The sequence below is a fragment of the Variovorax dokdonensis genome (genome assembly GCF_030316895.1).
Lineage (GTDB): Bacteria > Pseudomonadota > Gammaproteobacteria > Burkholderiales > Burkholderiaceae_C > Variovorax > Variovorax dokdonensis.
Genome location: NZ_JASZYV010000007.1, coordinates 54,282 through 67,364, shown reverse-complemented (window position 1 = coordinate 67,364; position 13,083 = coordinate 54,282). Strand labels below are relative to the sequence as shown.

The following is a 13,083-nucleotide window of genomic DNA, read 5'->3' as shown; positions in this document are numbered from 1 at the left end:
GCAGCATGAAACTGACCGGATTCGAAGTCGGCCTCGACAAGCCCATCTTCCTCATTGCCGGCCCTTGCGTGGTCGAGTCCGAGCAACTGCAGATGGACACGGCCGGCGCGCTCAAGGAAATCACCGGAGCGCTGGGCATTCCGTTCATCTTCAAGAGCAGCTTCGACAAGGCCAACCGTTCGTCCGGCACCAGCTTCCGCGGACCGGGGCGGGAACGGGGCCTGGAGATCCTGGCCAAGGTCAAGCGCGAGCTGAACCTGCCGGTGCTGACCGATGTCCACAGCATCGAGGACATTGCCGAGGCCGCCAAGGTGGTCGACGTGCTGCAAACGCCGGCATTCCTTTGCCGCCAGACCGATTTCATCTACGCAGCCGCACAGTCGGGCAAGCCGGTCAACATCAAGAAGGGCCAGTTCCTGTCGCCTCACGAGATGAAGAACGTGATCGACAAGGCCCGCGACGCCGCCCGCGAAGCCGGCCTGCCCGAAGACAACTTCATGGCCTGCGAACGCGGTGCCAGCTTCGGCTACAACAACCTCGTCTCGGACATGCGCAGCCTGGCCATCATGCGCGAGACCGGTGCGCCCGTGGTCTTCGACGCCACGCACTCGGTGCAGCTGCCGGGTGGGCAAGGCACCAGCTCGGGCGGCATGCGCGAGATGGTGCCGGTGCTGTCGCGCGCGGCCGTGGCCGTGGGCGTGGCGGGCCTGTTCATGGAAACTCATCCCGATCCCAACAAGGCGCTGAGCGACGGCCCCAACGCCGTGCCGCTCAAGCACATGAAGGCGCTGCTCGAGACGCTCATGGCGCTCGACGCCGTGACCAAGAAGACACCCTTCCTCGAAAACAACTTTGGAGCCTGAATGAGCAGCGGATACGTCATCGCCCACGTCGAAGTCACCAACCCGACGCAGTACGAGGAATACAAGAAGTGGTCGTCGGCCGCCATGGTCGCGCACGGCGCCGAGGTGTGCGTGCGTGGCGGCCAGGTCGAAGTGCTCGAAGGCGACTGGTCGCCCTCACGCCTGGTCGTGCTCAAGTTCCCCAGTTTCGAGGCGGCCAAGGCCTTCTACGAAACGCCCGAATACCACAAGGCGCGCGAGTCGCGCGCTGGCGCCGCCGTGATGCGCATGGTCGCGGTCGAAGGTCTTTGATTTTTGTTTTAGGAAGCTGATTACATGAGCGCAATCGTTGACATCGTCGGCCGCGAGATTCTCGACAGCCGCGGCAACCCCACCGTCGAATGCGACGTCCTGCTGGAATCCGGCACCATGGGCCGCGCAGCCGTGCCTTCGGGCGCATCGACCGGATCGCGCGAGGCCATCGAACTGCGCGATGGCGACAAGGGCCGCTACCTCGGCAAGGGCGTGCTCAAGGCCGTCGAGAACATCAACACCGAGATCTCCGAGGCCGTGCTGGGCCTGGACGCCAGCGAGCAGGCCTTCCTTGACCGCACGCTGCTCGACCTGGACGGCACCGAGAACAAGAGCCGCCTGGGCGCCAACGCCATGCTGGCCGTCTCGATGGCCGTGGCGCGCGCCGCGGCCGAAGAGTCCGGCCTGCCCCTGTATCGCTACTTCGGCGGCATGGGCGGCATGCAGATGCCGGTGCCGATGATGAACGTCATCAACGGCGGCGCGCATGCGAACAACAGCCTCGACCTGCAGGAGTTCATGATCATTCCGGTGGGCGCACCGACCTTCCGCGAAGCCCTGCGCTACGGCGCCGAGGTGTTTCACGCACTCAAGAAGATCCTGCACGACAAGGGCATCAGCACCGCCGTGGGCGACGAAGGCGGCTTTGCCCCCAGCGTCGAGAACCATGAAGCGGCGATCCAGATGATCCTCGAGGCCATCGACAAGGCCGGCTTCGTGGCCGGCGAGCAGATCGCGCTGGGCCTGGACTGCGCCGCCAGCGAGTTCTACAAGGACGGCAAGTACGTGCTCGAAGGCGAAGGCGGCCTGTCGCTCGACGCCGCCCAATGGACGGACATGCTGGCCACCTGGTGCGACAAGTACCCGATCATCAGCATCGAAGACGGCATGCACGAAGGCGACTGGGACGGCTGGAAGCTGCTCACCGAGCGCCTGGGCAAGAAGGTGCAACTGGTGGGCGACGACCTGTTCGTCACCAACACCAAGATCCTGCAGGAAGGCATCGAGAAGGGCATCGGCAACTCGATCCTGATCAAGATCAACCAGATCGGTACGCTGACCGAAACCTTCGCCGCCATCGAGATGGCCAAGCGCGCTGGCTACACGGCCGTCATCAGCCACCGCTCGGGCGAGACCGAGGACAGCACCATCGCGGACATCGCGGTGGGCACCAATGCAGGCCAGATCAAGACCGGCTCGCTGTCGCGTTCGGACCGCATGGCGAAGTACAACCAGTTGCTGCGCATCGAGGAAGACCTGGGCGACATCGCCACCTACCCCGGCCGCGCTGCGTTCTACAACCTGCGTTGAGCGGCGCCGGTACCCAGCGGCACCTTAGAACCCCAGAAGAGCCCGACGCTTCATGCGCTTTCGCATCGTTCCGATGGTGATGGTGGTGCTGCTGATCATTCTGCAATACCAGCTCTGGAGTGGCCGGGGCAGCATTCCTGATGTGGCGCGCCAGCGCGACCAGCTGGATGCAGCCATGGCCGCCAACGCCAAGGCAGCGGCCGCCAACGAGCGGCTGGCCTCCGAAGTGCGCGATCTTCAGGAAGGCCTGGAAATGGTCGAAGAACGTGCACGGACCGAGCTGGGCATGGTCAAGCCCAACGAGGTCTTCGTCCAGTCGGCCAAGTAAGCTCTTCACGACGTCGCCCGGCCTGCGCGCCGGGTGAATGCGTGCCATGCGTCCCCAACTCACGATCGTTCTGCTGGGCGGAGCCGAGGAGGCTCGCGGCGAGTTGGCGCGCGCGCTGGAGCGTCTTGCGCGCCAGGCCGATGCCACGATCACCGTGCGTCAGCAGGTCGCTTCTGATGAAGCGGCGCATGGGCAGAGCCTTCATCTGCTGCTGCATTCCGCAATTGAGGATGGGCCATGGCGCGAGCAACTGGCACGACTCGGCCTGCCTTTTTCAGTGCTGCACGGCGATATCCGCGCGCAAATAACAGCGGCATGGACACTGGCAGCGCTGCGCCTGGGCATGTTGCCGACGGAGGCGAGGACGTTGCAGCCCGCCGAATCCCGAAGCTCTCCAGTCGGGCCGGGCACACTCTGGCGGTGCGACAAATGCTCCGACCCGGAATGCGAGCATCGCCTTTTTCGCGACCTGCTCGCAAAGCGCGAGGGCGATGTGGCCTGACGCTGCGCCCCGCTCAAGCCGTCACTGGCTGATGTAAGGCTCCGGGTCCACCGCCACCGAATTGCGCCGGACCTCGAAATGCAGCTTCACGCGGTCCGAATCGGTCTTGCCCATCTTGGCGATCTGCTGGCCGCGAGTGACCTTCTGCCCCTGCTTGACCAGGATCGCGCTGTTGTGCGCATAGGCCGTGAGGTAGGTGGCATCGTGGTCGATGATGACCAGCTGCCCATAGCCACGCATGCCGTTGGACGCGTAGACCACCGTGCCCGCATCCGCGGCGCGCACCGGATCGCCCACTGCCCCGCCGAAGTCCATGCCCTTGTTGCTGCGGCCATCGAAACGGGCGATCACGTTCCCGTTGGCCGGCCGGGCGAAGCTGCGCGAGACGTTCCCTGCGCCGTTCGAGTTCGACCCGGGCCTTCTCTTGGACACGGCCTCGGGCTTGCTCGAACCCCGATCGGAAGAATGGCCAGACGACTTGCCGCCGCCCGATGCGCCCGGGTCGCTCGCACACCCCGCCAGCGCCAACACCATCACGACCGCCGAAACCGGGAGCCACTTCCCGGCGCTGACAACACGACTCAATTTCGACAAACCCGCACCCCCGCTACTGGACCGTTCCGCTGCCAGGCAACTGATCGCCCGCCGCGGTGAAGATCTGCGCCACGTCCACCGAATCGAAGCGGTATTGCTTGCCGCAGAAATCGCAGCCGACCTCGATGTCGCCGCGCTCGGCGACGATCTCGTCGGCCTCGGTCTCGCCCAGGCCGCGGATCATGCCGATCACGCGCTCGCGGCTGCAGGTGCAGCGGAAGTGCGGCCCCAACATGCCGGCCTGCGGCGGAAAACGCAGCACCTTCTCTTCCCAGAACAGGCGGCGCAAGACCGTTTCGACATCGAGCCCGAGCAGTTCCTCGCGCGTGAGGCTGCTGGCGAGGATGGAGATGCGGCGGTAGTCTTCGTCAGGATCGGCGTCGCCCTCCAGCGAAATGCCTTCCGGCGCGGATGCGCCCTGCCCGGCCAGATTGCCGCCGCCTTCGGTGGGAAGGCGCTGGATCAACAGGCCCGCGGCCACCTTGTCGTCGGCCGCCAGCACCAGCGTGGTCTCGAGCTGCTCGCTCTGGCGCATGTAGTGCTGCAGCACCTCGGCCATGCTGTTCATCGGCCGGTTCTGGGCATCCACGAGCGGCACCACGCCCTGATAGGGCTGCTGGCCAGGCTGGCGGTCCGCCGGATCCAGCGTGATGGCGCAGCGGCCCTTGTGGACCGCGTTGACCATGTCCTGCAAGGTCGCGTCGTCCGCCACCGCCCCGGCCACGCTGGCGGTGGAGCGCAGACTCAGGTCAGGCCGGGCTTCGGCCACGGCAACGCGCACAGGCCCGTCGCCGAAGATCTGCAGGATCAACTGCCCCTGGAACTTGATGTTGGCCTGCATGAGCGCCGCCGCCGCGGTCATCTCGCCAAGCAGCTCGGCCACCGGCTGCGCATAGGCCCCGGTGTGGGTGTTCGACGCGCGACGCGCCAGGATTTCCTGCCACGTGTCGGTCAGTCGGACGATCATGCCGCGCACCGGCAGACCGTCGAACAGGAATTTGTGAAGCTCGCTCAAAGTCGTTTTCCTTGGCGGGGTTGCCGCATTCAGGATCTGTTTTTAGGAGATGCGCCGCAAGCCCTTGGCAAAGCGCTGGCTGTTGCGGACATAGTGTTCGGCATTGGCGCGCATGCGCTCGGCAGCCGCATCGTCGAGCGTGCGGACCACCTTGGCCGGGACGCCGATGATCAGCGAGTTGTCCGGAAACTCCTTGCCCTCGGTCACCACGCTGCCGCTGCCGACAATGCAGTTGCGGCCGATGCGCGCATTGTTCAAGACCACCGAGCCGATGCCGATGAGGGAGTTGTCGCCGATGGTGCAGCCATGCAGCATCACCATGTGGCCGACCGTGACGTTGTCGCCGATGGTCAGCGGCACGCCCGCATCCGAATGCAGGGCCGACAGGTCCTGGATGTTGGTCGCACGGCCGATGTGGACGGTTTCATTGTCGCCACGGACCACCACGCCAAACCACACGCTGGCGTCTTCGCCCAGGTGTACGTTGCCGATCACCTGGGCGCTGTCCGCCACCCAGGCGCCCGCTTCCAACTTCGGCGCCACGCCATCGAGTTCGTATACGGCCATTGGGGATCCTTTCGCTGCTGATGATCGCGTCGCCCAGGATCGAGCGGACGCCTGCCTAGAATTGTAGGGATGCACCCACGCCTGCGCGCCCTGGAGGCCTTGCGCCTCGCCGACTGCGATGCCAAGGTCGCCGCCACGCGCGCCCTGGCGGCGAGCGACGACCTGCACTTGATGGGCGACGGCAGCGCGATCCGATCGCCCGGCGACGATGCCGGCGTGCCCGGCCGGCCCGAGAAGCCGGCACGCGTCGCGGCGACCGCCGTACCGCGCCGCTCGCCGTTCACCGCCGACGGCCGTGCGGCGCTGGTGCACAGCATCTGCCACATCGAATTCAACGCCATCAACCTCGCGCTCGACGCGCTGTGGCGCTTCGACGGCATGCCGCCCGACTACTACCGCGACTGGCTTCGCGTGGCCGACGAGGAGGCCCAGCACTTCACGCTCCTGCATGCGCACCTACAGGCCATGGGCCATCGCTATGGCGACTTTCCCGGCCACGACGGCCTGTGGACCATGTGCGAGCGCACCGCCGGCGACGTGCTGGCCCGCATGGCGCTGGTGCCGCGAACGCTCGAAGCCCGCGGGCTCGATGCCACGCCGCTCATCCAGGCCAAGCTGCGGCGCGTGAACACGCCGGACGCCCATGCGGCCGTGGCCATCCTCGACATCATCCTGCGCGACGAAGTGGGGCATGTGGCCATCGGCAATCACTGGTATCGCTGGTTGTGCGAGCGCACGGGCCAGGACCCGGAGACGCTCTACCCGCAACTCGTGGCCCGCTACGAGGCGCCGCGCCTGAAGCCGCCGTTCAACCACGAGGCGCGAGGCCGCGCCGGCTTCAGCGAGGCCGAACTGCGCGCGCTCGACGCCCAGGCCCCTATTCGGCCTTGATGCCCGCTGCGCGAATAATGCGTTGATTGGCCTCGCGCTCGCGGTTGATGGAGCGCACGAAATCGGCCGCGCTGCCGCCCACCGCCTGGTTGTCGGTGGCCTTGAGCTTGGCGGCGATCTCCGGGCTGGCCAGCGCCTGGTTGAACTCGCTGTTGTAGCGCTCCAGCAGCGGCGCGGGCAGGCCGGCGGGAGCGAAGATGCCGAAGCGTGACGACAGGTTGGCCGCCACGTAGCCCAACTCGTCCAAGGTCGGCACGTCGGGCAGGCTCGCCAGGCGCGCAGGTGCGCCGACGGCCAGCGGGCGCAGCTTGCCGCTGCGAATGTGCGGCGCCAGCGTCGGCCCGGCATTGACCGACAGGATCTCGAACTGCCCGCCCAGCGCGTCGTTCATCTGCTGTCCACCGCCTTTGTACGGCACATGGGTGATGTCCACCTTGGCCGCCGCGCGCAATTGCGCCAGCAAGATGTGGCCCAGCGAAGCCTGGCCCGAGGTCGCCCAGCGGATCGCGCCCGGAGACGCCTTGGCTTCCTTGATCAGGGTGGCGAAGTCGGCGCCCTTGTAGGCTGGCGTGGCCAGGATCAATACGGGCGAGACCATCACGTCGATCACGGGCGCGATGTCCTTCTTCGGATCGAAGGGCGACGGATGCAGGAAAGGGTTGAGCGCCAAAGGGCTGACCGCCGAGAACCCGAGCACGCTGCCGTCGGGCGCGGCCTTGGCGACGGCGTCCATGCCGATGGTGCCGCTGGCGCCCGCCTTGTTTTCCACCACGACGGCCATGCCGGTCTGCAGCGCCAGCTTGTCGCCCAGGGCGCGTGCCACCACGTCGCTCACGCCGCCGGTCGGATAGGCCACGATCAGGCGCAGCGTCTTCGGCAACGCGGGCGCCGCGGTCTGCGCCTGCGCGTGGACACCAGCGCTCCACAGCGCCGCGCTGGCCAGGGGAAGACCCACGAAGGCACGGCGGGAAAGGACGGGTTCGTTCTTGCTTGAAGTCGTTCTCATGATGGTCCGCATGCCCTTCAGGCATGCCTGCGTTGCTGTTGGCTTGGCCGGTATGTTCAGCCGCGCGGGTGATGCTGTTCGTGCAACTGGCGCAATCGCTCACGCGCGACGTGGGTATAGATGGTGGTCGTGGAAATGTCCGCGTGGCCCAGCAGCATCTGAACGGCGCGCAGGTCCGCGCCGTGATTGAGCAGATGGGTGGCGAACGCGTGCCGCAGCGTATGCGGCGACAGCGGCACGCGGATGCCTGCCGCCGATGCGTGCTTCTTGACGATGATCCAGAACATCACGCGCGTCATGCCCGCGCCGCGCGCCGTGACGAAGAGGTCGGCCGTCTGCTGCCCGGCCAGGATCTCCTCGCGCGCCTCTTTCAGGTAGCGATCGATCCAGCGCCGTGCCTCGGCGCCGAAGGGCACCAGCCGTTCCTTGCTGCCCTTGCCCATCACGCGCAGCACGCCGTCGGCCAGACTCAGCTCGAAGACCTTGAGCAGAACGAGCTCGCTCACGCGCAGTCCACTGGCGTACATCAGCTCCAGCATGGCGCGGTCGCGCAGGCCCAGAGGGGTCGACAGGTCGGGCGCGGCTAGCAGCTGCTCCACCTGCGACTCCGTCAGCGTCTTGGGCACGCGCAGCGCCTGGCGCGCAGGCACCAGGCGCAAGGTGGGATCGACGGCAACGCGCTTCTCGCGCAGTGCCCAGCGGTAGTAGCGCTTGAACACCGTCAGGCGCCGGTTGGCCGATGTGGCCTTGCCCTTTTCCGCCAGTCGCGCGCCCATGTAGCCGTGCAGGTCGTGCTCGCGCGCAGCGTCGAGCGTGCCCCCGCGCTCGCCCAGCCATTGGGCCAGCAGGACCAGGTCGCGTCGATAGGCCGCCAGCGTGTTGCTGGACAAGCCATGCTCCAGCCACAGCCCGTCGATGAACTCATCGATGCCGGGCTGCGTGGGCGCAGCCTGAGCGCGAACAGTGGCCGATCGCCTCACTTCCCCGTCCCGCACTCGCTGGCTGCCGCGCGCAAGTTACTCGACGCTCAGCTTCTGCTTGGCAACGACGTCCTTGTAGACGCCGTACTCGGCCTTGATCTGCTCGGCGAATTCCTCGGGGCTGTTGCCGATCACCAGCGAACCCGTGTCTTCGATGCGCTTGCGCGTGGCCGGGTCGTTGAGCGCCTGCTTGGCCGCTGCGCTGATCTTGTCGACCACGTCCTTGGGCATGCCCTTGGGTCCCAGGATGCCGTAGTAGGCCATGCGGTTCACCGGCTCCAGGCCCACTTCCTTGAAGGTCGGGACGTTGGGCAGATCCTTCAGCCGCTGTGGGGCCGCCACGACGATCGGGACCAGGCGGCCGGTCTTGATGAAGGGCAGCGCGGAAGGCAGGTTGTCGAAGATGATCGGCACCTGGCCGGCCACCACGTCATTGAGAGCGGGGCCGGCACCACGGTAGGGAATGTGCGTGACGAACGTGTTCGACAGGCTCTTGTAGAGCTCCATCAGCAGGTGGCCGATGCCGCCCGTACCCGAGCTGCCGTACGAATACTTGCCCGGGTTGCGCTTGAGCTCGGCGACGAACTCGGCGTAGTTCTTGGCCGGAAAGCCCGGGTTCACGGCGATCACGTTGGGCGTGGCGGCCAGGTTGATGATGGGCGTGAAGTCGGTCACCGGGTTGTACGGCACCTTTGGATTGATGGCCGGGTTGGCCGCCGTGCTCGAGACGGTCGCCACGCCCAGCTTGTAGCCGTCGGGTGCGGCTTTGGCCGTCTCGTTGGCGCCGACGATGCCGCCGCCGCCCGCCTTGTTGATCACCACCACGGGCTGGCCGAGCGCCTTGCCCAGCGGCTCGGAGATGACGCGGGCCACGATGTCCGTCGTTCCGCCGGGCGCGAATGGCACCTGCAGTTCGATCGGCTTTTCAGGATAGGCCTGGGCCAGGCTGGAGCCGGCGGCACCCAGCAAGGTCGTTCCGGCGGCGAGGGCAATCAGCGTACGGCGATGAAGCATGTTCGGGGGACTCCAGAAGGTGTCGTAGTTTGTGGATGAAAGGTGAATGCTAGCCGCAAGCGGCGTGCCTTTCGCGCCGGCGCGAGGTCGCGTGCACGCATCGACGTGCGAGCCGCACCCCGTATGCTCGGGGCGGTGAACTACGCGCAACTGCTCTTTCCCGATTTTTCCCTCATCGCATGCGGCTGGGCGCTTTGCCGCTACACGGCACTCAATCGGCGCGTTTGGGACCAGGTCGAAAGCCTCGTTTACTACTTTCTCTTTCCAGTCCTGCTGTTCCATTCCATCGTCCGCAGCCCGCTGGACTTCGGCGCGACATCCAGCCTGCTCGGCGCGGGCGTCACGATGAGCCTGATCGGCATCGGCCTGTCGTACAGCCTGCCCTGGCTGCCCTGGCTGCGCCATTACATCAGCCGCGCGGACCATGCCGCCAGCGTGCAGGTGGCTTTTCGCTTCAACTCCTTCATCTGCCTGACGCTGTCCGAGCGCCTGGCCGGCGCGCAAGGGTTGCTGCTGATCGCGGTGCTGATCGGCGTGTGCGTGCCGCTGCTCAACGTCGCATCGGTCTGGCCCATGGCACGCCACGGCAATACCGGATTCCTGCGGCAACTGGTGCGCAACCCGCTCATCATCGCCACCGCGTCGGGCCTGCTGGCCAATGTGCTGGGCTTGACCGTGCCCAACTGGCTGACGCCCACGCTGACGCGCATCGGCGGCGCATCTCTGGCCCTGGGCCTGATGGCGGCCGGCGCGGGCATGCAGTTCGCGACGCTGGGGCGCGGCAAGGCGCTGGCCGTGTCGGTGCTGTCGATCCGACACTTCATCCTGCCGCTGGTGGCCTGGGGGCTGGTGCATGCGCTCAAGCTCGACGCGGCGCAGGCGGTGGTGCTGATGGCGTTCTCCGCCGTGCCAACCGCCTCCAGCGCCTACGTGCTGGCTTCGCGGATGGGCTACAACGGGCCGTTCGTGGCAGGGCTGGTCACCTTGTCCACGCTGCTTGCCGCGGCCAGCCTGCCGTTCGCGCTGGCCCTGCCGAGGTAGCCCGGAGGGCGGCCTCGACTCAGGTGGCGCCGTGCGCCTCGAAATACATGGCGTACAGCGAATGGCTGCTCGCCATGTACAGGCGGTTGTTCTTCGGGCCGCCAAAGCACAGGTTGGCGCACCGTTCAGGCAGTTGGATGTGTGCCAGCGGCTTGCCCTCGGCATTGAAGACGCGAACGCCGTCCAGGTCTTCGGAGCGCCCCTTCAACTGGTACACCTTGCGCCCGACGATGTCGGTGGGCTCGGCATTCAGCGCCCCGTTGCTGCCCCAGCCGCACCACAGGTTGCCGTCTCGATCGACCTTGAAGCCGTCGAGCGCGCCGAAGTCCGCCGCATCGATCAGCTTGGTCTTGTTCGACACGGTGCCATCGGCGCCGACGTCGAAGCTCCAGATGCTGCGGTTGGGCGTGCCCTTCCACTCGACGACGTAGAGCTTCTTCTCATCGGGCGAGAAAGCCAGTCCGTTGGGATTGACCAGGTCGGTGATGACCGCGCTGATCTTGCCGTCGGTGCCCACGCGGTACACATTGGTGGTGGCCTGCTCGGGCTTGGCGCGACTGCCTTCCCATTCGCCGTTGATGCCGAAGGTGGGATCGGTGAACCAGACGCTGTCGTCCGACTTGACGACGATGTCGTTGGGCGCATTCAGGCGCTTGCCCTCGAAACGGTCGGCCAGCACGGTGATCTTGCCGTCCTTCTCGGTGCGCACCACGCGCCGGGTGACCGAATGCTCGCAGGTCAGCAGGCGGCCCTGCCGGTCGCGCGTGTTGCCGTTGGCGTAGTTCGCGTTCTGGCGAAAGACGGTGAAGCTGCCGTCCTTCTCGTTGAACTTCATGATGCGGTTGTTGGGAATGTCGCTCACCAGCAGGTAGCCGGGCGCCCCACCCGCTGCCGGGAAGTACACCGGGCCTTCCGCCCAGCGCATGCCGGTGGCCACCTGCTCCAGCGTGCTGCTGTAGATGCGGTACTTGGCAAAGCTTGGGTCGAGGATCTGCACCACCGGGTCGGGGTAGCGCTGATTGGGCTTGAACGCGAAAGCCTGTGCGGCAGCGCTGCCGCCCAGGGTCGCGAATGCACTGGCGGTGCTCGCCTTGATGAGGAAGTTGCGGCGTCCGTTCCCGCTGTCCTTCTGCTCCATGTCTCGTCTCCTTCTTGTTGATGCCTGCCGATAAAAAAAAAGGGCGCCGAACCCGTTGTCCGACGCCCTTGCTTGCCGCTTTGGCTTCTCGCTCGCTCTACGCCAGCGTGTAGGCCGTCTTCACCGTGGTGAAGAACTCCTGCGCATAGCGACCCTGCTCGCGCGGGCCGTAGCTCGAACCCTTGCGCCCGCCGAACGGCACGTGGTAGTCCACGCCCGCGGTGGGCAGGTTGACCATGACCATGCCGGCCTGGCTGTGGCGCTTGAAGTGCGTGGCGTACTTCAGGCTGGTCGTGGCAATGCCGGCGGACAAGCCGAACTCGGTATCGTTGGCCGTGGCCAGCGCTTCCTCGTAGTTCTTGACCCTGATCACGCTGGCGACAGGGCCGAAGATCTCCTCGCGGTTGATGCGCATGTCCTTGCCGCTGTCGCTGAACAGAGCCGGCGCCATGTAGTAGCCCTCGGTGCCCAGCGTGAGCCGTTCGCCACCCACGGCCAGCGTGGCGCCTTCGCTCTTGCCGATCTCGACGTAGCCCAGATCCTGCTCGAGCTGGCTCTGGCTCGACACCGGCCCGACGTCCGTGCCCTGTGCCAGCGCATCGCCCACCTTGATCTTCGCCATGCGCTCCTTCATTGCCTCGATGAACTTCGGGTAGATGCCCTCGGTCACGATCAGGCGGCTCGACGCCGTGCAGCGCTGGCCAGTGGAATAGAAGGCGCTTTGCACGCTCAGCTCCACGGCCTGGGCCAGATCGGCGTCGTCCAGGACCACCTGCGGGTTCTTGCCGCCCATTTCCAGCTGCACCTTCTTGCCGCTCTTGACGCATTCGACCGCAATGCCGCGACCCACGCCCACCGAGCCGGTGAAGCTGATCGCATGCACGTTGGGGTGCTGCACCAGCGCATTGCCGATGACACTGCCGCGGCCCATCACAAGATTGAACACGCCCGGCGCGATGCCCGAGCGGCTGATGATCTCGGCCAGCGCCCAGGCACAACCCGGCACGAGGTCCGCCGGCTTGAGCACCACGCAATTGCCAAACGCCAGCGCTGGCGCGATCTTCCACGCCGGAATGGCGATGGGGAAGTTCCAGGGAGTGATGAGGCCCACGACGCCGACCGGCTCGCGCGTGATCTCCACGCCGATGTTCGGGCGCACCGAAGGCAGCACCTCGCCCGCCAGGCGCAGGCATTCGCCGGCGAAGAACTTGAAGATGTGGCCTGCGCGCGTCGCTTCCCCGATGCCTTCGGGCTTGGTCTTGCCCTCCTCGCGAGCCAACAACGTGCCCAGTTCTTCCTTGCGCGCCAGGATCTCGTTACCGATCTTGTCGAGCGCGTCGGAACGTGCCTGCACGCTGCCGGTGGCCCAGGCGGGGAACGCGGCCATCGCGGCAGCCACGGCGGCTTCCACATCCGCGGCATCGCCTTGCGCGTACTCCGCGATGGTGTCGCCGAGGTTGGACGGGTTGAGGTTCGGGCTGTAGCGCTTGCCCTTGACCCATTCGCCGCCGATCAGGTTGTCGTGTTGTTGCATGTCGAATC

General features: G+C 66.3%; 15 protein-coding genes. 7 read left to right on the top strand and 8 right to left on the bottom strand.

Annotated features, from left to right (window positions below; genetic code table 11):
• Positions 1–5 precede the first annotated feature (5 nt).
• The 5 genes from kdsA to QTH91_RS22840 are packed head-to-tail and all read left to right on the top strand — an operon-like array spanning position 6 to position 3,295.
• Positions 6–863, top strand: a complete 858-nt coding sequence (gene kdsA / locus QTH91_RS22860) for a 3-deoxy-8-phosphooctulonate synthase (RefSeq protein WP_286662473.1) — start codon at positions 6–8, stop codon at positions 861–863.
• A complete protein-coding gene (locus QTH91_RS22855) occupies positions 864–1,154 on the top strand; it encodes a DUF1330 domain-containing protein (protein ID WP_286662472.1) in 291 nt (96 codons plus the stop codon). It abuts the gene before it with no gap.
• Between the two features lie 24 nt (positions 1,155–1,178).
• Complete coding sequence (gene eno / locus QTH91_RS22850) at positions 1,179–2,465, top strand: phosphopyruvate hydratase (protein WP_286662471.1); 1,287 nt, start codon at positions 1,179–1,181, stop codon at positions 2,463–2,465.
• 52 nt (positions 2,466–2,517) lie between these two features.
• Complete coding sequence (gene ftsB / locus QTH91_RS22845) at positions 2,518–2,793, top strand: cell division protein FtsB (protein WP_286662470.1); 276 nt, start codon at positions 2,518–2,520, stop codon at positions 2,791–2,793.
• A gap of 37 nt (positions 2,794–2,830) precedes the next feature.
• Positions 2,831–3,295 (top strand): hypothetical protein, encoded by a 465-nt coding sequence (locus tag QTH91_RS22840; protein ID WP_286662469.1) that lies wholly within the window; start codon positions 2,831–2,833, stop codon positions 3,293–3,295.
• A gap of 21 nt (positions 3,296–3,316) precedes the next feature.
• Here QTH91_RS22840 and QTH91_RS23130 read toward each other — a convergent pair whose 3' ends face one another.
• From QTH91_RS23130 to QTH91_RS22825, 3 genes are read right to left on the bottom strand one after another with little or no spacing between them, the layout of a single operon-like run.
• Positions 3,317–3,880: a murein hydrolase activator EnvC family protein gene (locus QTH91_RS23130; protein ID WP_368389484.1), complete on the bottom strand. Its 564-nt coding sequence runs from the start codon at positions 3,878–3,880 to the stop codon at positions 3,317–3,319.
• A 22-nt stretch (positions 3,881–3,902) separates the two neighbouring features.
• Positions 3,903–4,904: an Hsp33 family molecular chaperone HslO gene (hslO, locus tag QTH91_RS22830; protein ID WP_286662468.1), complete on the bottom strand. Its 1,002-nt coding sequence runs from the start codon at positions 4,902–4,904 to the stop codon at positions 3,903–3,905.
• A 42-nt stretch (positions 4,905–4,946) separates the two neighbouring features.
• Entirely contained in the window at positions 4,947–5,471 is a 525-nt protein-coding gene (locus QTH91_RS22825) for a gamma carbonic anhydrase family protein (RefSeq protein WP_286662467.1), read from the bottom strand.
• Positions 5,472–5,540: 69 nt separating this feature from the next.
• On the opposite strand from QTH91_RS22825, the gene QTH91_RS22820 reads away from it, so the two are divergent.
• Entirely contained in the window at positions 5,541–6,362 is an 822-nt protein-coding gene (locus QTH91_RS22820; protein WP_286662466.1) for a ferritin-like domain-containing protein, read from the top strand.
• On the opposite strand, the gene QTH91_RS22815 is transcribed toward QTH91_RS22820, so the two are convergent.
• From QTH91_RS22815 to QTH91_RS22805, 3 genes are read right to left on the bottom strand one after another with little or no spacing between them, the layout of a single operon-like run.
• Positions 6,349–7,368, bottom strand: coding sequence for a Bug family tripartite tricarboxylate transporter substrate binding protein (locus tag QTH91_RS22815; RefSeq protein WP_286662465.1), 1,020 nt, complete (start codon positions 7,366–7,368; stop codon positions 6,349–6,351). The genes QTH91_RS22820 and QTH91_RS22815 overlap by 14 nt on opposite strands.
• Before the next feature lie 56 nt (positions 7,369–7,424).
• Positions 7,425–8,348: a site-specific tyrosine recombinase XerD gene (xerD, locus tag QTH91_RS22810; protein WP_286662464.1), complete on the bottom strand. Its 924-nt coding sequence runs from the start codon at positions 8,346–8,348 to the stop codon at positions 7,425–7,427.
• A 36-nt stretch (positions 8,349–8,384) separates the two neighbouring features.
• A complete protein-coding gene (locus QTH91_RS22805; protein ID WP_286662463.1) occupies positions 8,385–9,362 on the bottom strand; it encodes a tripartite tricarboxylate transporter substrate binding protein BugE in 978 nt (325 codons plus the stop codon).
• Between the two features lie 123 nt (positions 9,363–9,485).
• Here QTH91_RS22805 and QTH91_RS22800 point away from each other — a divergent pair, with 123 nt between their 5' ends.
• Positions 9,486–10,403 carry an AEC family transporter gene (locus tag QTH91_RS22800; RefSeq protein ID WP_286662496.1) on the top strand — a complete coding sequence of 306 codons (918 nt, stop codon included), beginning with the start codon at positions 9,486–9,488 and terminating at the stop codon, positions 10,401–10,403.
• Between the two features lie 19 nt (positions 10,404–10,422).
• Here QTH91_RS22800 and QTH91_RS22795 read toward each other — a convergent pair whose 3' ends face one another.
• Both QTH91_RS22795 and QTH91_RS22790 read right to left on the bottom strand, forming a co-directional pair.
• Positions 10,423–11,541, bottom strand: a complete 1,119-nt coding sequence (locus QTH91_RS22795; protein ID WP_286662462.1) for an SMP-30/gluconolactonase/LRE family protein — start codon at positions 11,539–11,541, stop codon at positions 10,423–10,425.
• A gap of 97 nt (positions 11,542–11,638) precedes the next feature.
• Positions 11,639–13,075, bottom strand: coding sequence for an aldehyde dehydrogenase family protein (locus QTH91_RS22790; protein WP_286662461.1), 1,437 nt, complete (start codon positions 13,073–13,075; stop codon positions 11,639–11,641).
• Positions 13,076–13,083 lie beyond the last annotated feature (8 nt).

Coding starts and splice junctions, on each gene's coding strand:
- kdsA (WP_286662473.1), top strand. CDS start 6: ATGAAACTGACCGGATTCGAAGTCGGCCTCGACAAGCCCATCTTCCTC.
- QTH91_RS22820 (WP_286662466.1), top strand. CDS start 5,541: ATGCACCCACGCCTGCGCGCCCTGGAGGCCTTGCGCCTCGCCGACTGC.
- eno (WP_286662471.1), top strand. CDS start 1,179: ATGAGCGCAATCGTTGACATCGTCGGCCGCGAGATTCTCGACAGCCGC.
- QTH91_RS22790 (WP_286662461.1), bottom strand. CDS start 13,075: ATGCAACAACACGACAACCTGATCGGCGGCGAATGGGTCAAGGGCAAG.
- QTH91_RS22795 (WP_286662462.1), bottom strand. CDS start 11,541: ATGGAGCAGAAGGACAGCGGGAACGGACGCCGCAACTTCCTCATCAAG.
- QTH91_RS22800 (WP_286662496.1), top strand. CDS start 9,486: ATGCTCGGGGCGGTGAACTACGCGCAACTGCTCTTTCCCGATTTTTCC.
- QTH91_RS22840 (WP_286662469.1), top strand. CDS start 2,831: ATGCGTGCCATGCGTCCCCAACTCACGATCGTTCTGCTGGGCGGAGCC.
- ftsB (WP_286662470.1), top strand. CDS start 2,518: ATGCGCTTTCGCATCGTTCCGATGGTGATGGTGGTGCTGCTGATCATT.
- QTH91_RS22825 (WP_286662467.1), bottom strand. CDS start 5,471: ATGGCCGTATACGAACTCGATGGCGTGGCGCCGAAGTTGGAAGCGGGC.
- QTH91_RS22815 (WP_286662465.1), bottom strand. CDS start 7,368: ATGAGAACGACTTCAAGCAAGAACGAACCCGTCCTTTCCCGCCGTGCC.
- QTH91_RS22855 (WP_286662472.1), top strand. CDS start 864: ATGAGCAGCGGATACGTCATCGCCCACGTCGAAGTCACCAACCCGACG.
- QTH91_RS22805 (WP_286662463.1), bottom strand. CDS start 9,362: ATGCTTCATCGCCGTACGCTGATTGCCCTCGCCGCCGGAACGACCTTG.